Here is a 16,013-nt window from a genome sequence, read left to right as displayed (position 1 = left end):
TCAGCGCTCGCCGAGGATCATGTCGGCGCAGGCGCCTGCGGATTGGATCACGCCGGTGTAACCGCCGAATCCGGCATAGGCCGATGCAAGGTAAAGTCCCGGTATCGGCGTCGCGGGCGTGCGTTTCGGCGCGCCGAACAGCGAGCGCGGCGGCACCGGCGCGAAACCATAAACAGCGCCCAGCGGCGCGCCGAGATATGTCCGCACCGACAGCGCGGTGTTGAATGACGATGTCACGACGGCGCCCGCCAGTCCCGGATAGTGTGTGTCGAGATAGGCCACGATGGCGTCCTGCCACCGTGCGCGTTTGGCGCGATAAGCATCCTGATCGTCGCTGCCGTCCCAGTTCGACAACACATCCGGCCCGACGACTGACAGAACATAAGGTGGCGCAGGCACGCCTGAATCGATCGCCGCATAGTCGACGACAGCGAGAGGCGGCATGCGCCGATCGGGCTCGCCCGCCATCAGCGTCGTGGCAAGTGCGTAATCGCTGAGCGTGGTCATCCAGTCCGGCAGCACTTGCGTCGAATACCGCGCGATGCCGAACTCGCGCGGCGGCTTCGACAGGCCGAGCGTCAGCGCGAACAACGAAATCGATCGCGGGCGATTGCTGTAGGCGGCGTTCAGTTTCGCGCCGTCCGCATCGGGCAGCAGCGCGGCCAGCACCTCCGGCGCAGCGTTGCCGATGACGCGCGCGGCGTCCACGGTCTGCGGATCGCTGCCGTCTTTCGCCGTATGGGTGAGGCTGACGACGCGGCCTTGCGCATCGACGCCGATGTGGCTTGCGGCGCGGCGCAGGATGACGTCGCTGCCAGCAGTCTTGATGGCCCGCGCCAGCGCGCTGGAGAGCCGCTGCGATCCGCCCTGCACATAGCGTCCGCCGCTCAGGAAGTAACTGCCCTGCGCCATCGCAAAGAACATCCACCACGTCGTGGCGGGGTCGTCGTGATAGTAGGACAGGTTGGCGGCAATGGCCGCTTTGACGGCTTCATTGTTGCCGAACACCCGGTCGAGCTTTTGCGACAGCGACAGGTTCCAGTCGCGGATTGCGGGCAACAGATTGCGCATCGCGCGGAAGGCTAGCAGTGGTGTCCTGAAGGCCCGGCTGCCGCGCGACAGTGTTCCCATCGCGGAGGAAATCCGCTCCATCTCGCCCAGCAATCGCGCGATGCCGTCACGTGCTTCCGGGAATCGCTCCGTCAACGCTTGCCGGGCGGCGCCGAAATTGTCGGGTAGCGTGAGCGGCGCGCCGACCGGACCGCCGCGCACTTCGTAGAACGCGCCTGAGGGAATCCATTTCACAGCGTCGAGGACGCCGGCGCGCGTCAGCGGACCATGCTTGGGATCGCGCGGATCGTGCGGGTCGCTGGTTTCGTGCAGCGAGCCTTCGACGAACAGATCGCCGACCTTGTAGCTTGAGGCCGCGCCGCCGACCGAATTGCTGCGCTCGATCACGAGCACCTTGCGTCCAGCACGTGCGAGGATCGCGCCGGCGGTGAGACCCCCGAGGCCCGCGCCAATGATGACGGCATCATAGCGCGTCATGTTTTATCGGACCTTGTGGCGGGCGGACGCGGGGCGGTGGATTACTTCCATGACGCCTTGTCGGTGTCCCAGCGCTGCCCTTTCAACTCGGACGCGATCGCCTTGATCATGCCGTCGTCGTCATTGAACGTGCTTTCCTCCTCGCCGCCGGCGTTGTCCGCGAACTGCAACTGAGGACCGGCGCTCTCGTCCGTGGTCTTGCTGGTGGGAACGGCGAGCCAGACGATCATGCGGTCGGACCCGCCGGGTTTGTCGGGGCTGATCAGTGCCGTGATTTCCAGCGTCTCGGTCAGGTCGAGCGCGGGCGCCAGCTGGCTCGGACGCTTGATGGTGAAGGTCAGTTCGCCGGTCGTGTCGTTCCAGGTTGCCGTGCCTGGTTTCGCCGACATGACTTTCGCGGCCGTCGCGGCGATGGCGTTGGCGAATTTGTCCCGCTTCAGCTTTCCGCCTTCGCTCCAGTCGGCCGCGGCAAAGCGGATCGCGCGCTCCATGTCGTAGCTGCCGGAGGTCCAGCCCGCTGTCACCACGCCGGGCGACGTCTTCAGGCTCGCGACCAGGCCGGGTGCGCGCGCCGGATCGACCACCAGGCGCAGCACCTGTCCGCCCGAGCGCAGCGCGTTGCAATCGGTTGCGATGCTGTCGAGCGCGATCTGCACGTTCTGGCCTTTCAGACTCTTGACCAGATCGGCGAAATTCTCGCGCTTGACGCGGACAGCCACCGACTGCGGCGACACCTGCGTGAAATCCTTGGGCGCGTCGGAGAGGTCGTCATCGACCACCTGCGACTGCTGGAATTCCTTCTCATCGACATCGGAGTTGTCCGGCGACGATACGGAGTTCGGAACACCTCCCAAAGTGATCTTGCCGTCGAATGACGTGGACTTGCCGCCCTTGCGGATCAGGTTGACCGACACCGGGGTCTTGTTCTCGAAACTCTGTCCGCTGCCGCTGAGCTTCTCGCCCTCGACCTTCAGTTCGATGGCGAAGCGATCCTTGCGATCCGACGTGGTCGAGACCGAATAGCAGACGTCGAGCAGCGCCGAGACAAGCTTTCCGCCTGCGCGCGTTTCCTTGATGAAGGCATCGACCGGCAGGTCGCCGAGCAGGTCGCCCAGTGAATTGAAGTAGCGCACGCTGCCCTCGGGGGCAGCTTTCGCGTCTTTCGCCGTTTGGGCGTGGGTTGCCGACCACGATCCTGCGCTCACGAGAGCGACGGTGCAGCCAATCATCAATGCGCGCATGGAATTTGATCCTGAACTTGATCCTGAATCGCAGGGGAGTGCGTCGAATGCGGACAATCTCAAAACCGGGACGGATTGTCGCGAAAATTCTTCAGAGGCTGAGGCAATAAAAAAGGCCGCCCGGAGGCGGCCTTTTGATGTAGTTGGGGTGAAAGCGACGGGCTTTAGAAGCCCATGCCGCCCATTCCGCCCATGCCACCCATTCCGCCGCCGCCCGGCATCGCCGGTGCTGCTTCCTTCGGCAGTTCGGCGACCATGGCTTCGGTGGTGACGAGAAGACCGGCGACAGAGGCTGCGTCCTGCAGGGCGGTACGAACCACCTTGGCGGGATCGATGATGCCCTTGGCGACCATGTCGACATACTCTTCGTTCTGCGCGTCGAAGCCGTAGGTCTCGGTCTTGTTGTCGAGGATCTTGCCGACAACGATGGAACCTTCGACGCCGGCGTTCTCGGCGATCTGGCGGATCGGAGCTTCCAGAGCCTTCAGCACGATGTTGATGCCGGCCTGAACGTCGGAGTTGTCGTTCTGGATGCGGCCGACGGCCTTCTTGGCGCGGAGCAGGGCAGTTCCGCCGCCCGGCACGATGCCTTCCTGAACGGCCGCACGGGTCGCGTTGAGCGCGTCCTCGACGCGATCCTTCTTTTCCTTCACTTCGATCTCGGTCGCGCCGCCGACGCGAATGATCGCGACGCCGCCGGCGAGCTTGGCGAGACGCTCCTGAAGTTTCTCGCGGTCGTAGTCCGAGGTGGTTTCCTCAACCTGCGCCTTGATCTGGTTCACGCGCGCCTCGATGTCGGCCTTCTTGCCGGCGCCGTTGACGATGGTGGTGTTTTCCTTGTCGATCACGACCTTCTTCGCGCGGCCGAGCATCTTCACGGTGACGTTCTCGAGCTTCATGCCGAGATCGTCGGAAATCAGCTGGCCGCCGGTGAGGATCGCGATGTCTTCCAGCATGGCCTTGCGGCGATCGCCGAAGCCCGGAGCCTTGACGGCAGCGACCTTGAGGCCGCCGCGCAGACGGTTGACGACCAGCGTCGCGAGAGCTTCGCCTTCGATGTCTTCGGCGACGATAAGGAGCGGCTTGCCGGTCTGAACGACAGCTTCGAGCACGGGCAGCATGGCCTGCAGGCCGGACAGCTTCTTCTCGTGCAGGAGGACATAGGCGTCTTCCAGCTCGGCTGTCATCTTCTCGGGGTTGGTGACGAAGTAGGGCGAGAGATAGCCGCGGTCGAACTGCATGCCTTCAACAATGTCGACCTCGGTTTCGAGCGCCTTGTTTTCCTCGACCGTAATGACGCCTTCGTTGCCGACCTTCTGCATTGCCTTGGCGATCATCGAGCCGATGTTGGAGTCGCCGTTGGCGGAAATGGTTCCGACCTGGGCGATTTCAGCCGAGGAAGCCACCGGCTTGGCGCGCTTTTCGATGTCCTTGACGACGGCCGTCACGGCGATGTCGATGCCGCGCTTGAGATCCATCGGGTTCATGCCGGCGGCGACGGACTTCGCGCCTTCGCGAACGATGGCCTGCGCCAGCACGGTGGCGGTGGTGGTGCCGTCGCCCGCGGTGTCGTTGGTCTTGGAGGCGACTTCGCGCAGCATCTGCGCGCCCATGTTCTCGAACTTGTCTTCAAGTTCGATTTCCTTGGCGACGGTGACGCCGTCCTTGGTGATGCGGGGTGCGCCGAAGCTCTTGTCGATGACGACGTTGCGGCCCTTCGGGCCGAGCGTCACCTTGACGGCGTTGGCGAGAATGTCGACGCCACGCAGCATGCGATCGCGCGCGTCTCCGGAAAATTTAACGTCCTTGGCAGCCATGTGAGTTACTCCGAAATGGAAAGATTGTTTTGCGTCATGGCCGGGCTTGTCCCGGCCATCCACGTCGTCGGTCGATCAAGTCGTGGATGCCTGGATCAAGTCCGGGCATGACGACCGAGAGCGCCGCGTTTTTTGGTCGATCGCTTACTTCAGCACGCCCATGATGTCCGACTCCTTCATGATGAGGAGGTCTTCGCCGTCGAGCTTCACTTCGGTGCCCGACCACTTCCCGAACAACACGGTGTCGCCGACCTTGAGGTCGATCGGGATCAGCTTGCCGGCTTCGTCGCGGCCGCCGGGGCCGACGCCGACAACCTTGCCCTGCGAAGGCTTTTCCTTGGCGCTGTCGGGAATGATGATGCCGCCCTTGGTCTTTTCATCGGCGTCGATGCGCTTGACGACGACACGATCATGCAGCGGGCGAAAAGTTGTCTTGGCCATCGGGTATCCTCTAGACGTTGATTGCAAGATTTGACGTGCGGTGGAGCGCGGGCCGTGGATAATGGGCTAAGCTAACCCCTTGAGGGACCGAAGCCTTACCCTTAGCAATCACGCTCCAAGAGTGCTAATGACGGGTTCGGAATATGGGTTGCCGCCGATCCTGTCAAGCGAGGCCCTTAAGGCCTTGGTGAGGCCAATATAGGATGATCTGGAAACCATAAGAGGGGCGCGGGCGTATTTGATAACACCCCATCATCCGCTGTTGATGGCCCGGCTTGTCAGTCGGGCAAGCGGGGACCCAAGAATCTTGCCGGGAGACACCATGATCAAAGCGATCGAGCCATCTAACAGGTCCAAAATCACCACCTTGATGGCCGTCTCGGTGCTGTCGGGCTTTCTCGGCGCGTGCGGCGGCGGAGGGTTCGGCGGGTTCGGTGGTTTCGGCGGATCGCAGCCCACCGTGCAGGAACCCGGCGTGGCGCCTGACGTCCCGGCGACTATCCGATCCGATGAAATTGTCGGACGGTGGGGGCTCGCGTCGTTCCACAAACCGGAGGATCGCGCCCGCACTGAAGCGGCGGCGCGGGGCCAGTGCAAAAATCCCTATGTGATCGGGCAGGGCGCCACCGGTGGCGTCATCATGCATCTTCCGGACGAGGCCACACCGCAGGAGCTGCGCCTGAAGGGCAGCCAGAGCGGCAAGAACTACATCGGTCCGGCCGGTCCTGCTGGCGGGGAAAAGGATCGCGAGATTGTTTCCTTCGATGGACGGGTTCTGATGACGCGATTCATCGACAAGGACGCCTCGGGACGCTATGGAACAATGGTGTACGTCCGCTGCGCGCCGCGCGCCTGAGCAGCCGGCCTCAGCGTTGTCCTGACGACTGACCGCTCGCGCAGACGGGCGGCAAAAAAAGGAGGCCGGACTTCGGGTGCTGATCTCCGGCCCTTACCGCGCTGTCGGTGTTCTCTGCATTACGCAAATATTGGGCTGGGGCGCGCTGTTCTATCCGCCCGGGCTGACGATGCCGCACATCGCCGCCGCGCACGGCTGGTCGCTGGCGCAGGCGCTTTTCGGATTTTCCATCGCTCTGGGCGTTTCCGGTCTCGCCGCTCCGTTCGCCTGCGGCCTGGTCGAGCGCCATGGCGGGCATTTTATCATGGCAGGCGGCGCGTTGATCGGCGCGCTCGGGCTCGTAATTCTTCCGCTGACCGACCAGTACTGGCTTTATCTCGCAAGCTGGGTGCTGCTCGGCCTCGCGATGGCCTGCAATCTCTACGACCCCGCCTTCACGGCGCTGGCGCGTATTTTCGGAATGGCCTCGCGGCGGCCGATTACGCTGGTGACCTTCGTCGGCGGTCTTGCGTCCACTCTTTCATGGCCGACGACCCAGTTGCTGATCTCGCATGGCGGCTGGCGCAGCGTCTATTTCGTATTCGCCGGTGTGATGGCGTTCATCGTCGCGCCGCTTTATGCCTTCGTGCTGCCGCGCAACGCGGTCTACGTGCCGGTGCCCGTCGCTGAGGGCGCCGTGCCGGTGAAACCTGCGAAGATCATACCGGCCGCCGGTGTACCATTCATTCTGATGGCGGCGGGATTTGCAGCCCACGCCTTCGTGCAATCCGGAACGCTGGCGCATTTGCTGACGATCCTGCAGCGCGGCGGGATCGATGCGGGAACTGCGGTGGTCATCGGCGCGCTGTTCGGGCCGGCGCAGGTGCTCACACGGATTGCGGACTTTGTATCGGGCGGGCGGCTGCATCCGCTCTGGGTCGCACGGATAGCCATGGCGCTGATGGCCTGCGCATTCACTCTTCTGGTGGCGATCGGCATTTCGCCTGCCGTCGCGACGGTGTTCGCGCTGATGTTCGGCGCGGCCAATGGCGTTGTCACCATCGCGCGCGGCGCGTTGCCGCTGGCGCTGTTCGGGCCTGTGGGATACGGCCGCGTGGTGGGCCGGATCGCGCGGCCCGCGCAGATGTGTCAGGCGTTCGCGCCGTTCGCGCTGGCCTATGTCATCGACCGGTGGTCGGGACCGGTTGCGCTGGAAATGCTGATCGCGATGGCGCTGCTGGCGCTCGGCTGTTTCATCGCGATCCGGCGGCCGTCCTGAAAAGAAAAACCCGGAGCGATCTCCGGGTTTCTTTCGTCACAAGCTGTTCGATATTTTTAGTTGAACATCGCGTCGATGTCGTCCTGCGACGCGTGACCCACCTCATCATCGACGGCCTTCGGACCGTTCAACAGGCGGGCGTCGCCGACGCGCGTATCGATGATGGCCGGCGCGTGCTGCTTGATCGCATCGACGCCGCCCCAGATGTCCATCATGACCGTGATGTGATGTTCGATGAATTTCATCGTGGCCATCACCTTGCTGATGCGCTGGCCGGTGAGATCCTGGAAGTTGCAGGCCTCAAAAATGCCGACCACGCGATCCTGAATTTCCTCGCTCAGTATGGCCTGCTGATCCGGCGACATCGGCTTGCCGAGCGCGCTCGCCGCCTGATCGATCGCTTCCGCGGCTTCGAGAATCTGCTGGGTGGCCTGTTCGGTGCCGCCGACGACGGCGCCGAGTTCGCCCGTCACCTTGGACATCTCGTCGCCGCTGAAGCTCTTGCCGTGCAGCACGGCGATTTCCTGCTTGGTGCGGTTGATGGCATCGTGAATGAGATCAAGCTCGACCTTCAGCTTTTCACACTGTTCGATCTGGGCGCGATAGCTGCCGAGCAGCTGCTGGGCTGCCGTCAGTTCCTTCGACGACGGCGTATCGTCCTGCTCCGCGACCACGCCGTTACGGTGAGACGCCATCTGCGCGCGAATGGCGCGCAACTCGCTCATGATCTGATGATGATGCGGGTTGATGTCGCCCGCTTCGTGATCGAGCATCGGCATATCGCCGGACTGGATCGTCTCAATACGAAATCGTTTACGCTGAACAGCCATCGGTCTCACTCCCTGATGAGGCGTTGTAACCCGGCGGCATTTAACGCGAAGTTTCAGACGGAACCGCGGGCCGCTGAAAGCGGGCAGCGGCGCATACCAACGATTAACCATGTAGCGTCCGCGTTCATCCAAAATAAACGCTACCGCGAAGAACACCGCTCATTTGCGGACGTGGTGAATCCCAAACCCGTTTTCATTTACCAAACTGAGGCGATTTAAAACTTAAATGGTTCCTGTTCAGGCGCGCAGTCCGCGCGTCAACGACGAAACAGTGCAGAGTACGTCGATGTTCAGAAAAATGTCCCTCGCGCTTGTCGCCGGCGCAGTGTGTTTCGGCGCCGGTTCATTTCAAGCCTTCGCTTTCGAAGACGACATGCCGGGAGCTGAGCCCCGCGTGATTTACGCACAGACACCGCCGATGCCGATCCGGGTCGCTTATAACGAGCGATCCAATATGGGCGGCGGCTTCATCGAATTCCTTTTCAGCGGCGGTCAGCCGGGCGATTCCGGTTACGCGCAGCCGCGTCAGGATCCGCGCTACGAGCAAATGCCGTCACGCGGCGGACTGCCGCCGATGGACCCGCAGTATCGTCAGGACATGCGGCAGGGCGACGTTTCGATCGAGCCCGGCCGACCGGGGATGGATCCGAAATTCGAGAAGCAGGTGGTCGAGTATAGCGGCCGGCACGCGCCCGGAACGCTGGTGATCGATACGCCGAACAAGTTCCTCTATCTGGTGCAGGGTGGCGGCAAGGCGCTGCGCTACGGCATCGGCGTCGGCAAGCCGGGCTTCACCTGGTCAGGCGTGAAGACGATCTCGGCCAAGAAGGAATGGCCGGCCTGGACGCCGCCAGCTGAAATGCTCAAGCGCCGTCCGGATCTGCCGCGGCATATGGAAGGCGGCCCGGAAAATCCGCTCGGCGCCCGCGCGATGTATCTCGGCACCTCGCTCTATCGCATTCATGGCTCCAACGAGCCCTGGACCATCGGCACCAACGTATCGTCAGGCTGCATCCGGATGCGCAATGAGGACGTGATCGATCTCTACGGCCGCGTTCCTGTCGGCACGCGCGTTGTCGTGATCTGAGCGAAACTGAACTTGTAAAAAAAACGGCCGCTGGATTCAGCGGCCGTTTTCGTTTGTCGCCGGAGATATCGATCAGGCGAAATCGCTGTCGCCGTCGTCGAAGTCACCGGAATCGTAATCGTCGTCGTCATCCTGATCCTGGTCTTGATCCTGATCGGCATCGGCCTGCGCCTGATCGTAGGAATTCTGGCGCTGGCCGGCGTCGCCGCTTCTGCCGACATCGTTGACGCCGGCATCGCGGGCGAGATTGCCCGAGGACGAACTGTTGTCCCACGGCATCTTGCTGCCACCGGCATCGGCGGTGTTGCCGAGACTCTGCTGATTTCCACCGCCACCCATCAGGCCCTTGATGCTGTTCATCAGCATCGAGCCCCCGATCACGCCGGCTGCGGTTGCCGCCGCCGTACCGAGGAACGATCCACCGCCACCGGGATTTCCGCCGCCGAAAAGTCCGCCGCCCGGATTGCCGGACCTTGGATCGTTCATGCGCGGATCGTTGCCCAGGCGGGCGTCCGCCTGCTCGAGCGCCTGACCGCTGTTCCAGACCGGACCGCGTTGCGCGCCTTCACCGGGGCGGATGCTCGGTACCGAACCGCGGCCCTGACCGGGTCCGAGAATCGCGTCGCGCATCGAATCCAGAAAGCCGCCGGATGGACGCGGTTCCTGTTGGCCGCCTTCCAGTTCCTGAATGCGGGCACTGGCGCGCTTCAGGGCCTCGTCCTGGACGAGCGCGGTTTGCACCAGCGCATAGACGGCATTGGGCGCACGACGCAAACCCTGCGCGATCGCAGCGTCGGCGTCGGGCTCGCGCGGAGAGCTTTCGAGCTTGGCGAGACGGTCGAACAGATCGTCAACCAGTTGGCGTTCCTGCGGCGTCATGACGTCCTCCTGAAGCATCCGGCACGCGGATGCGCGTCATGATGTAGGGCCGCATTGTGTCGGGTTAAGTCCCGGACAGAATTAAATTTAGGAAAGCCGCTCATCGCGGTGCGACAAAAAGACTTAAGGCGCGCAATGAACCCTTATGCCCGCTGCAGCGTGACGTTGCTTGCCGCGAGCAGGCGAGGGAAATCGTCGCCTGCGAGAAACGCAAACTCGCGCTCCCGCTGATGGGTGACGTTGTCGAGACTGACGAGCGTGTCGTCGACAAATCCCGGATGGCACATCACAAGGCCGCCATCGGGCAGGCCGTCGAGAAATCCCTGCATCGCCGTGCCGAACTCACCACCGCGCACCATGTCGTAGGCGCCCGCGAAACCCGGATTGAACGAAATGCCCGCGCGCGCACTCTTTCTGCGGAACGTCTCGCTCAGCACATCGAGCAGCAGCGCCTTCGGGTTGCCGAGCCGTTGCGACAGCGGCAGGTTGCGCCCGCATTGCCGCACCCATGCTCCGGGTGCAGCATCTTTGACTGCGGCAAGAAATGCGTCGCGCACTTGCGGAAACAGTTGCACGTGCTGGTGGCCGTCGACGTAATCCGGCGCGCGGTTGAACATCTGCCGGAAGGCCGCGATCTGCGCCAGCAGTTCGGCCTGAATGATTTCGGCATCGAGCCGCCGGAACAGACTGGCGCGCAACAGCCGTCCGAGCGGCCAGAATTGTCCGCCGTCGAGCGGCCTGAAGTGCATGGTCAACGGGCTGAACGGCGCGGTGAGCGTGGCATGCAGCCCGATCGCGCAATCCGTGTTTGCTGCAACCGCCTGCGTCAGTGCGTCGATCTCGGCGCGGTCTATAGCGGCACCAACCACCATGACGGACGTCGCGTTGATTCTTTTTTGTACGATGAGATCGCGGATCGCGCGATTGACGCCGGGGCTCATTCCGTAATCGTCGGCGCACAGCCAGATACGGCGCGGCGGCGTCTCCACGGTCATTCAGCCGCAGTCTGTGGCGTCTTGTCGGCGGCGGTTGAGGCCTCGGCGCTTTTCACGCTGTGCTCCGCGACGAAGTAGATCGGCCGCGCCTTGATCTCGGACAGGATCTTGCCGATGTACTCGCCCATCACGCCGATCATGATGAGCTGCACGCCGCCGATGGTCATCAGGCCGACCACAAGCGACGGATAGCCGGGGACGGATTTGCCGCTGACGACGGTCTCCCACAGGATCGACAGGCCGAACAGGAACGCGACGAAGGCCAGCAGCAGCCCGAGTAGGCTCGCGACCCGCAGCGGCGCCACCGAGAACGAGGTCAGGCCTTCGATGGAAAGGCCGAGCAACCGGCCCGGACTGAACGTCGTGACGCCGTGCGCGCGGGCCTCGGGTTCGTAGTCGACCCGCAATTGCTTGAAGCCGATCCAGCTTGCGAGCCCCTTGAAGAAGCGGTTGCGTTCGGGAAGCTGCTTCAGGGCTGCGGCGGCGCGGGGCGACAGCAGGCGGAAGTCGCCCGCGTCTTCCGGAATTTTCTGCCGTGCGCCCCAGTTGATGAGCGTGTAAAATGTGCGCACGCTCAAGCGCCGCAGGATGGATTCGTTATCGCGGTGCGCCTTGGCCGTATAGACGACGTCGTAGCCGTCCACGATCCAGTGGCTGACCAGCCGCTCCACCAGTTCAGGCGCGTGCTGGCCGTCGCCGTCCATGAACAGCACCGCGCCGCGCCGGGCATGATCCAGCCCCGCCATCAGCGCCGCTTCCTTGCCGAAGTTGCGCGACAGCGACACCACCTGCACGTCGATCGCCGTGGGCGGCAGGCCGCGCGCAATGCTCAGCGTCGTGTCGGTCGAGCCGTCGTCCACATAGACGACTTCACATGCGAGATTGTGCTTTCGCTTCAGCGAACCGGCGAGCACGCAAAGACGCTCATGCAGCAGGGCAAGACCCGCGGCCTCGTTGAAGACGGGCACGACGATCGACAGGCCTTGCGCGCGGCCTGTGCCCGACAGATTTGAGACATCGCTACTCGGCGTCATCGATCAGCTTCCAGAAATATCCTGTCGACCATCATATGGTAATCGCCGTGCGCTGTCGCCACGGTCGCAGAACGTCTGCGGTGTTGGTTGCAGCGCCGCGAGCCAAAGGCCCCGCATCTCATCGCCCCAGGAAAGCCTGAAGTTTGGCGAAAAGCGGATTCTCGCGATCGAACACGTATTCCAGCGACGCGATCGAGACGGTTTCCGCGCCGTGGTCGCGCAGGAAACTGCCCAGCGCATAAAGCTGCGCCGGCGGACAGTGCAACGTCACCATGCCCGACGAGGTCGGCCCGCCGAACGGCGACACCACGCCGAACCTGTTGTGGGCCTCGGCGAGCAGTGCATCGTTGCAGGCCGCGAAACGGGTGCGGACTTCCTTGTATTTGCGGGCGCGGGCGCTGGCCGCGATGTGGTCGAGAATGATCCGCGCGGTCTCGCGGGCCTCCGGCGACCAGTCGGCGTCGCGCGAGGCCACGAGATTGGCGTGGCTGCGCAGCATCACGCCGTCGTCGAGCACCTTCAATCCGTTGGCGACGAGCGTGGCGCCGGTGGTGGTGATGTCGACAATCAGTTCGGCCGTTCCCGCGGCTGGCGCGCCTTCGGTGGCGCCGGCGCTTTCCACGATGCGGTAATCGACGACGCCATGGGTGGCGAAGAAGTTGCGCGTCAGGTTGATGTATTTGGTTGCCACCCGCATCCGGTGATTGTGCCGCGCGCGGAACGAGGTCGCGACGTCGTCGAGGTCCGCCATGGTGCGGACGTCGATCCACGCCTGCGGCACGGCCACGACGACATTGGCGCTGCCGAAGCCAAGGCTTTCGATCAGCATCACGCGCTTGTCCGCATCGTGAATGCTTTCGCGGATCAGATCCTCGCCGGTGATGCCGAGGTGCACCGCGCCGCGCGCGAGCTGTGCGGCAATCTCGCTGGCGGACAGATAGGCGATCTCGACATTGTCGAGGCAGGCGATGGTGCCCCGATAGTCGCGGGCGCCGCGCGGCTTCGCCAGCGTCAGGTTGGCCTGCGCGAAGAAGGCCTCGGCGTTTTCCTGCAAGCGTCCCTTGGACGGGACGGCGACGACGAACGGCGTGCTCATGCGGCGCTCCCTTGCGAAAGCGCTTCGATCCAGATCGAGAATCCCACGGCCGGAATGGGCTCGCGCGCGCCGAGCCGCGTCAGCAATCCGTCATAGCGCCCGCCGCCGACCAGCGGCTCCGTGCCGCTGCCTCTGGCGTGCAGTTCAAACTCGAAGCCCGTGTAGTAATCGAGGCCGCGGCCGAAGGCGGTGGAGAAACGAATGGCTTTGGTGTCGATGCCGCGTGCGGCCATGAACCCGGTGCGGCTTTCGAACAGGTCAATGGCCGCGGTGAGGTCGAGTTTGGCGTCCGCCGCCAGCGCGCGCAGTTGTGCGGCGGCGGCGTCCGGCTCGCCGGCGATGCCGAGAAAGCGCTCGATCAGTTGCAGTGCGTCGCGCGGCAACGCGCCGCCCTTGAGCGTCGATTGTTCGAGGAAGCGGTCGGCGATTTCCGACACGGTGCGGCCGCCGACATTGCTGGTGCCGGCGATCGACATCAGGTCGGTGACCAGCGCCAGCGCGGCCTTGCGGTCGGAGCCGGCGAGTGCCGCAAGCACGCCTTCATATTCGTTGCGGGTCTTGCCGGTTTCCAGCGTCAGGCGCTGCAAATCCTCGGCGAGACTAATCTTGCGGTTGAAATCCTTGATGAGCCGGCGTTTCCACACCGGGTAGAGATCGAGCGCGTCGATCAGCGCCGAGAACAAGGCGACATCGCCGGTGCGAATATCGACGCCGGTCACGCCGAATGCGGACGCGGCTTCAAGACCGAGCGCCAGCATTTCGGCGTCGGCGGCGGCGCGATCCTTGCGGCCGAACGATTCGACGCCGGCCTGATTGAATTCGCTGGCCTGGCCGCCGCGAAAGCGAAACACCGGACCGAGATAATAAAATCCTGCGGGCGCTCCCACGCGCTTCGATGCGAGATACTCCCGCGCCACCGGAATGGTGAGATCCGGGCGCAGGCACAGCTCCTCGCCCGTGGCGTCGGAGGTCAGATAAAGACTCTTGCGGATGTCTTCGCCGGACAGATCGAGAAACGGCTCCGCCGGTTGCAGGATCGGCGGCCGCGCATGGGTGTAGCCAGCCCGCGCATATGTCTGCAGCAGGGCGTCCGCCTGTGCGGCGGACCCGGTCGCGGTTGCGGCACTGGTCTGGCTCATTATTCGGTATCCAACGGGGGTAAAGGCTTGAATCGGCAGTCCCTTAGCACGGGAATGACTGGGTTTCGACGACGATCCGGAAAAGGGCTTAATGAGAGGTCTTCCGGAATGCAACCTCAGCGTGTATTCGATTGTCCCCAATCGCCGACTGCCGCCTGCACGACGGCGAGCGCCGCGACCGCCGCGGTGTCGGCGCGCAGGATTCGCGGACCCAGCGCGAGGCGCACGATGCGCGGCTGCTTTAACAGCAGCGCGCGTTCCTCCTCGGCAAATCCGCCTTCGGGGCCGATCAGCACATCGGTACCGCCCGCATGGCCGGCGCGGGCCTGCGCGAGGGCAGCGACAGGATCGGCGGTCGGCGCTTCCTCGTCACAGAACGCCAGCAGACGCCCGCCGTCGCGTGCGTTCAGGTAGCGCTCAAGCGGTTCGGGATCGCGGACCTCGGCGAGGCTGAGGATGCCGCATTGCTCGGCGGCCTCGATGACATTGGCGCGCATCCGTTCGGTGTTGACGCGGCTCGCCTGTGTGAATCGCGTCGTCACCGGCCGGAGCGCTGCGACCCCCATTTCAACGGCTTTCTGAACCATGTAGTCGAGCCGCGCGTGCTTCAGCGGCGCGAACACGTAATGCAGATCGGGCAGACCATCCTGCGCGCGGGTCTGGCTGACGATTTCGGCGCGGTCCGGCCGCTTGCGGCCCGCGAGCGTGGCCTGCCATTCGCCATCACGGCCGTTGAAGACCAGCACGGTGTCGCCAGCCGCGAGCCGCAGCACGTTGCCGAGATAATTGGACTGGTCGCGGTCGAGCGCGATGCCGCTGCCACCGGCGAGCGGCGCATCCACGAAAAGGCGGGGGCTGCGAAAATCGAGTTTGGGCATCAGGCGGGTCCGTTCATGTTCCGACTTCTAGCCCAATGAATGCGGATTAGCAGCCACTTACGCGGCGAACCGCCGCGCTGTCGCCAAATTCGACGGGTTGTTAACGGCAGGCGGGAATCGTAAAACATCATCCAGGGACACTGGAACCCGCCGGAGGAGAATCCGTGACCGCCCACCGTCTTATTCTATCGCTGGCTGCCGCCGCGCTCGTCATGCATGTCGCGGACGTCCGCGCGCAGGGCGCATTTCCGGCGCCGCTGCCGGGACAGGCTGCGCCTGCCGCTTCGCCATTTCCTCCCGTGGGCGGCGCGCCTGCGGCGTCGCCGTTCCCGCCCGTGAACGGCGCAGCGGCTGCGCCCCCGCAACCTGCCCCATCCTCAAATGCGTTCTCGACCGGCGCGGCGCCGGTCGGCGGCGGCGGCTTCGGAATGCCGCAGCAGCAAGCGGGTCCTCCACCCGGCGCGGAAGAGTGTCAGACCGGCTTCGCGCCGCTGCGCAAGGATGCCGAAGCCAAGGCCAACGCGATCAAGGCTGCCGGCAAGCGCAAGGCTCCTCCGCAGGAGGCCTGCAAATTGATCGGCAGTTTCGCGCAGGCCGAAGTGAAGATGATCAAGTTCGTCGAGGGCAATGCGAAAAAGTGCGGCATTCCTCCGAATGTCGGCGAGCAGATGAAGAAGGGCCATGCCGGCACCGAGCAGTTGCTGGCGAAAGTCTGCGCCGCCGCAGCGCAGGGCCCAGCCGGTCCAGCGGGCCCGAGCCTGAGCGAAGCGCTCGGCTCCGCCTCGCTTCCGGAAGCCAAATCCATGAAGAAGGGCGGCAGCACCTTCGACACGCTGAACGGCAACGTCCTCACCCGGTGATTTGCCTGGAGCGCGCTCCGAGCTAAAAGGCACAAAAGGCTTAGAGCAGAAGGC

The 16,013-nt window shown here is 63.9% G+C and carries 15 protein-coding genes; 4 read left to right on the top strand and 11 right to left on the bottom strand.

All coding sequences use genetic code 11. The features are described from left to right. The 4 genes from AC07UB_RS21085 to AC07UB_RS21070 all read right to left on the bottom strand — a co-directional run bounded on the left by AC07UB_RS21085 (position 1) and on the right by AC07UB_RS21070 (position 5,047). Positions 1 to 1,548 (bottom strand): phytoene desaturase family protein, encoded by a 1,548-nt coding sequence (locus AC07UB_RS21085; RefSeq protein ID WP_494653727.1) that lies wholly within the window; start codon positions 1,546 to 1,548, stop codon positions 1 to 3. 41 nt (positions 1,549 to 1,589) lie between these two features. Beyond that, positions 1,590 to 2,789 (bottom strand): hypothetical protein, encoded by a 1,200-nt coding sequence (locus tag AC07UB_RS21080; RefSeq protein WP_494653728.1) that lies wholly within the window; start codon positions 2,787 to 2,789, stop codon positions 1,590 to 1,592. 164 nt (positions 2,790 to 2,953) lie between these two features. After that, positions 2,954 to 4,606, bottom strand: coding sequence for a chaperonin GroEL (gene groL / locus AC07UB_RS21075; protein ID WP_492791847.1), 1,653 nt, complete (start codon positions 4,604 to 4,606; stop codon positions 2,954 to 2,956). 144 nt (positions 4,607 to 4,750) lie between these two features. Further along, complete coding sequence (locus AC07UB_RS21070; RefSeq protein ID WP_492791848.1) at positions 4,751 to 5,047, bottom strand: co-chaperone GroES; 297 nt, start codon at positions 5,045 to 5,047, stop codon at positions 4,751 to 4,753. A gap of 322 nt (positions 5,048 to 5,369) precedes the next feature. Between AC07UB_RS21070 and AC07UB_RS21065 the strand changes: the two genes are divergently transcribed. After that, on the top strand, positions 5,370 to 5,903 hold the full coding sequence (locus tag AC07UB_RS21065) for a hypothetical protein (RefSeq protein ID WP_492791849.1): 534 nt from the start codon (positions 5,370 to 5,372) through the stop codon (positions 5,901 to 5,903). A gap of 76 nt (positions 5,904 to 5,979) precedes the next feature. Beyond that, complete coding sequence (locus tag AC07UB_RS21060; protein WP_492791850.1) at positions 5,980 to 7,161, top strand: MFS transporter; 1,182 nt, start codon at positions 5,980 to 5,982, stop codon at positions 7,159 to 7,161. Positions 7,162 to 7,217: 56 nt separating this feature from the next. Here the strand turns inward: AC07UB_RS21060 and AC07UB_RS21055 are convergent, their stop codons facing one another. Further along, complete coding sequence (locus tag AC07UB_RS21055) at positions 7,218 to 7,991, bottom strand: protein phosphatase CheZ (protein ID WP_492791851.1); 774 nt, start codon at positions 7,989 to 7,991, stop codon at positions 7,218 to 7,220. Between the two features lie 286 nt (positions 7,992 to 8,277). Here AC07UB_RS21055 and AC07UB_RS21050 point away from each other — a divergent pair, with 286 nt between their 5' ends. Beyond that, a complete protein-coding gene (locus tag AC07UB_RS21050; protein ID WP_492791852.1) occupies positions 8,278 to 9,078 on the top strand; it encodes a L,D-transpeptidase in 801 nt (266 codons plus the stop codon). A gap of 72 nt (positions 9,079 to 9,150) precedes the next feature. On the opposite strand, the gene AC07UB_RS21045 is transcribed toward AC07UB_RS21050, so the two are convergent. The 6 genes from AC07UB_RS21045 to AC07UB_RS21020 all read right to left on the bottom strand — a co-directional run bounded on the left by AC07UB_RS21045 (position 9,151) and on the right by AC07UB_RS21020 (position 15,099). Continuing rightward, on the bottom strand, positions 9,151 to 9,957 hold the full coding sequence (locus AC07UB_RS21045) for a DUF2076 domain-containing protein (protein WP_492791853.1): 807 nt from the start codon (positions 9,955 to 9,957) through the stop codon (positions 9,151 to 9,153). A gap of 143 nt (positions 9,958 to 10,100) precedes the next feature. Beyond that, entirely contained in the window at positions 10,101 to 10,952 is an 852-nt protein-coding gene (locus AC07UB_RS21040; RefSeq protein WP_494653732.1) for a ChbG/HpnK family deacetylase, read from the bottom strand. Beyond that, positions 10,949 to 11,986, bottom strand: a complete 1,038-nt coding sequence (locus tag AC07UB_RS21035; protein ID WP_492791855.1) for a glycosyltransferase family 2 protein — start codon at positions 11,984 to 11,986, stop codon at positions 10,949 to 10,951. Before AC07UB_RS21035 ends, AC07UB_RS21040 begins: the two co-directional genes overlap by 4 nt. 118 nt (positions 11,987 to 12,104) lie before the next feature. Next, entirely contained in the window at positions 12,105 to 13,082 is a 978-nt protein-coding gene (gene hisG / locus AC07UB_RS21030) for an ATP phosphoribosyltransferase (protein ID WP_494653733.1), read from the bottom strand. Further along, positions 13,079 to 14,221 (bottom strand): ATP phosphoribosyltransferase regulatory subunit, encoded by a 1,143-nt coding sequence (locus AC07UB_RS21025; protein ID WP_494653735.1) that lies wholly within the window; start codon positions 14,219 to 14,221, stop codon positions 13,079 to 13,081. The genes hisG and AC07UB_RS21025 overlap by 4 nt, the downstream gene beginning before the upstream one ends. 116 nt (positions 14,222 to 14,337) lie before the next feature. Beyond that, positions 14,338 to 15,099: a 16S rRNA (uracil(1498)-N(3))-methyltransferase gene (locus tag AC07UB_RS21020; RefSeq protein WP_494653737.1), complete on the bottom strand. Its 762-nt coding sequence runs from the start codon at positions 15,097 to 15,099 to the stop codon at positions 14,338 to 14,340. A 164-nt stretch (positions 15,100 to 15,263) separates the two neighbouring features. Here AC07UB_RS21020 and AC07UB_RS21015 point away from each other — a divergent pair, with 164 nt between their 5' ends. Continuing rightward, on the top strand, positions 15,264 to 15,959 hold the full coding sequence (locus AC07UB_RS21015) for a hypothetical protein (RefSeq protein ID WP_494653739.1): 696 nt from the start codon (positions 15,264 to 15,266) through the stop codon (positions 15,957 to 15,959). The last annotated feature ends 54 nt before the right edge of the window (positions 15,960 to 16,013 follow it).

This window comes from Afipia sp. GW821-FHT04G03, assembly GCF_059419985.1.
The sequence above is the reverse complement of the archived record's forward strand: the minus strand, read 5'-3'. Positions and strand labels throughout refer to the sequence as shown.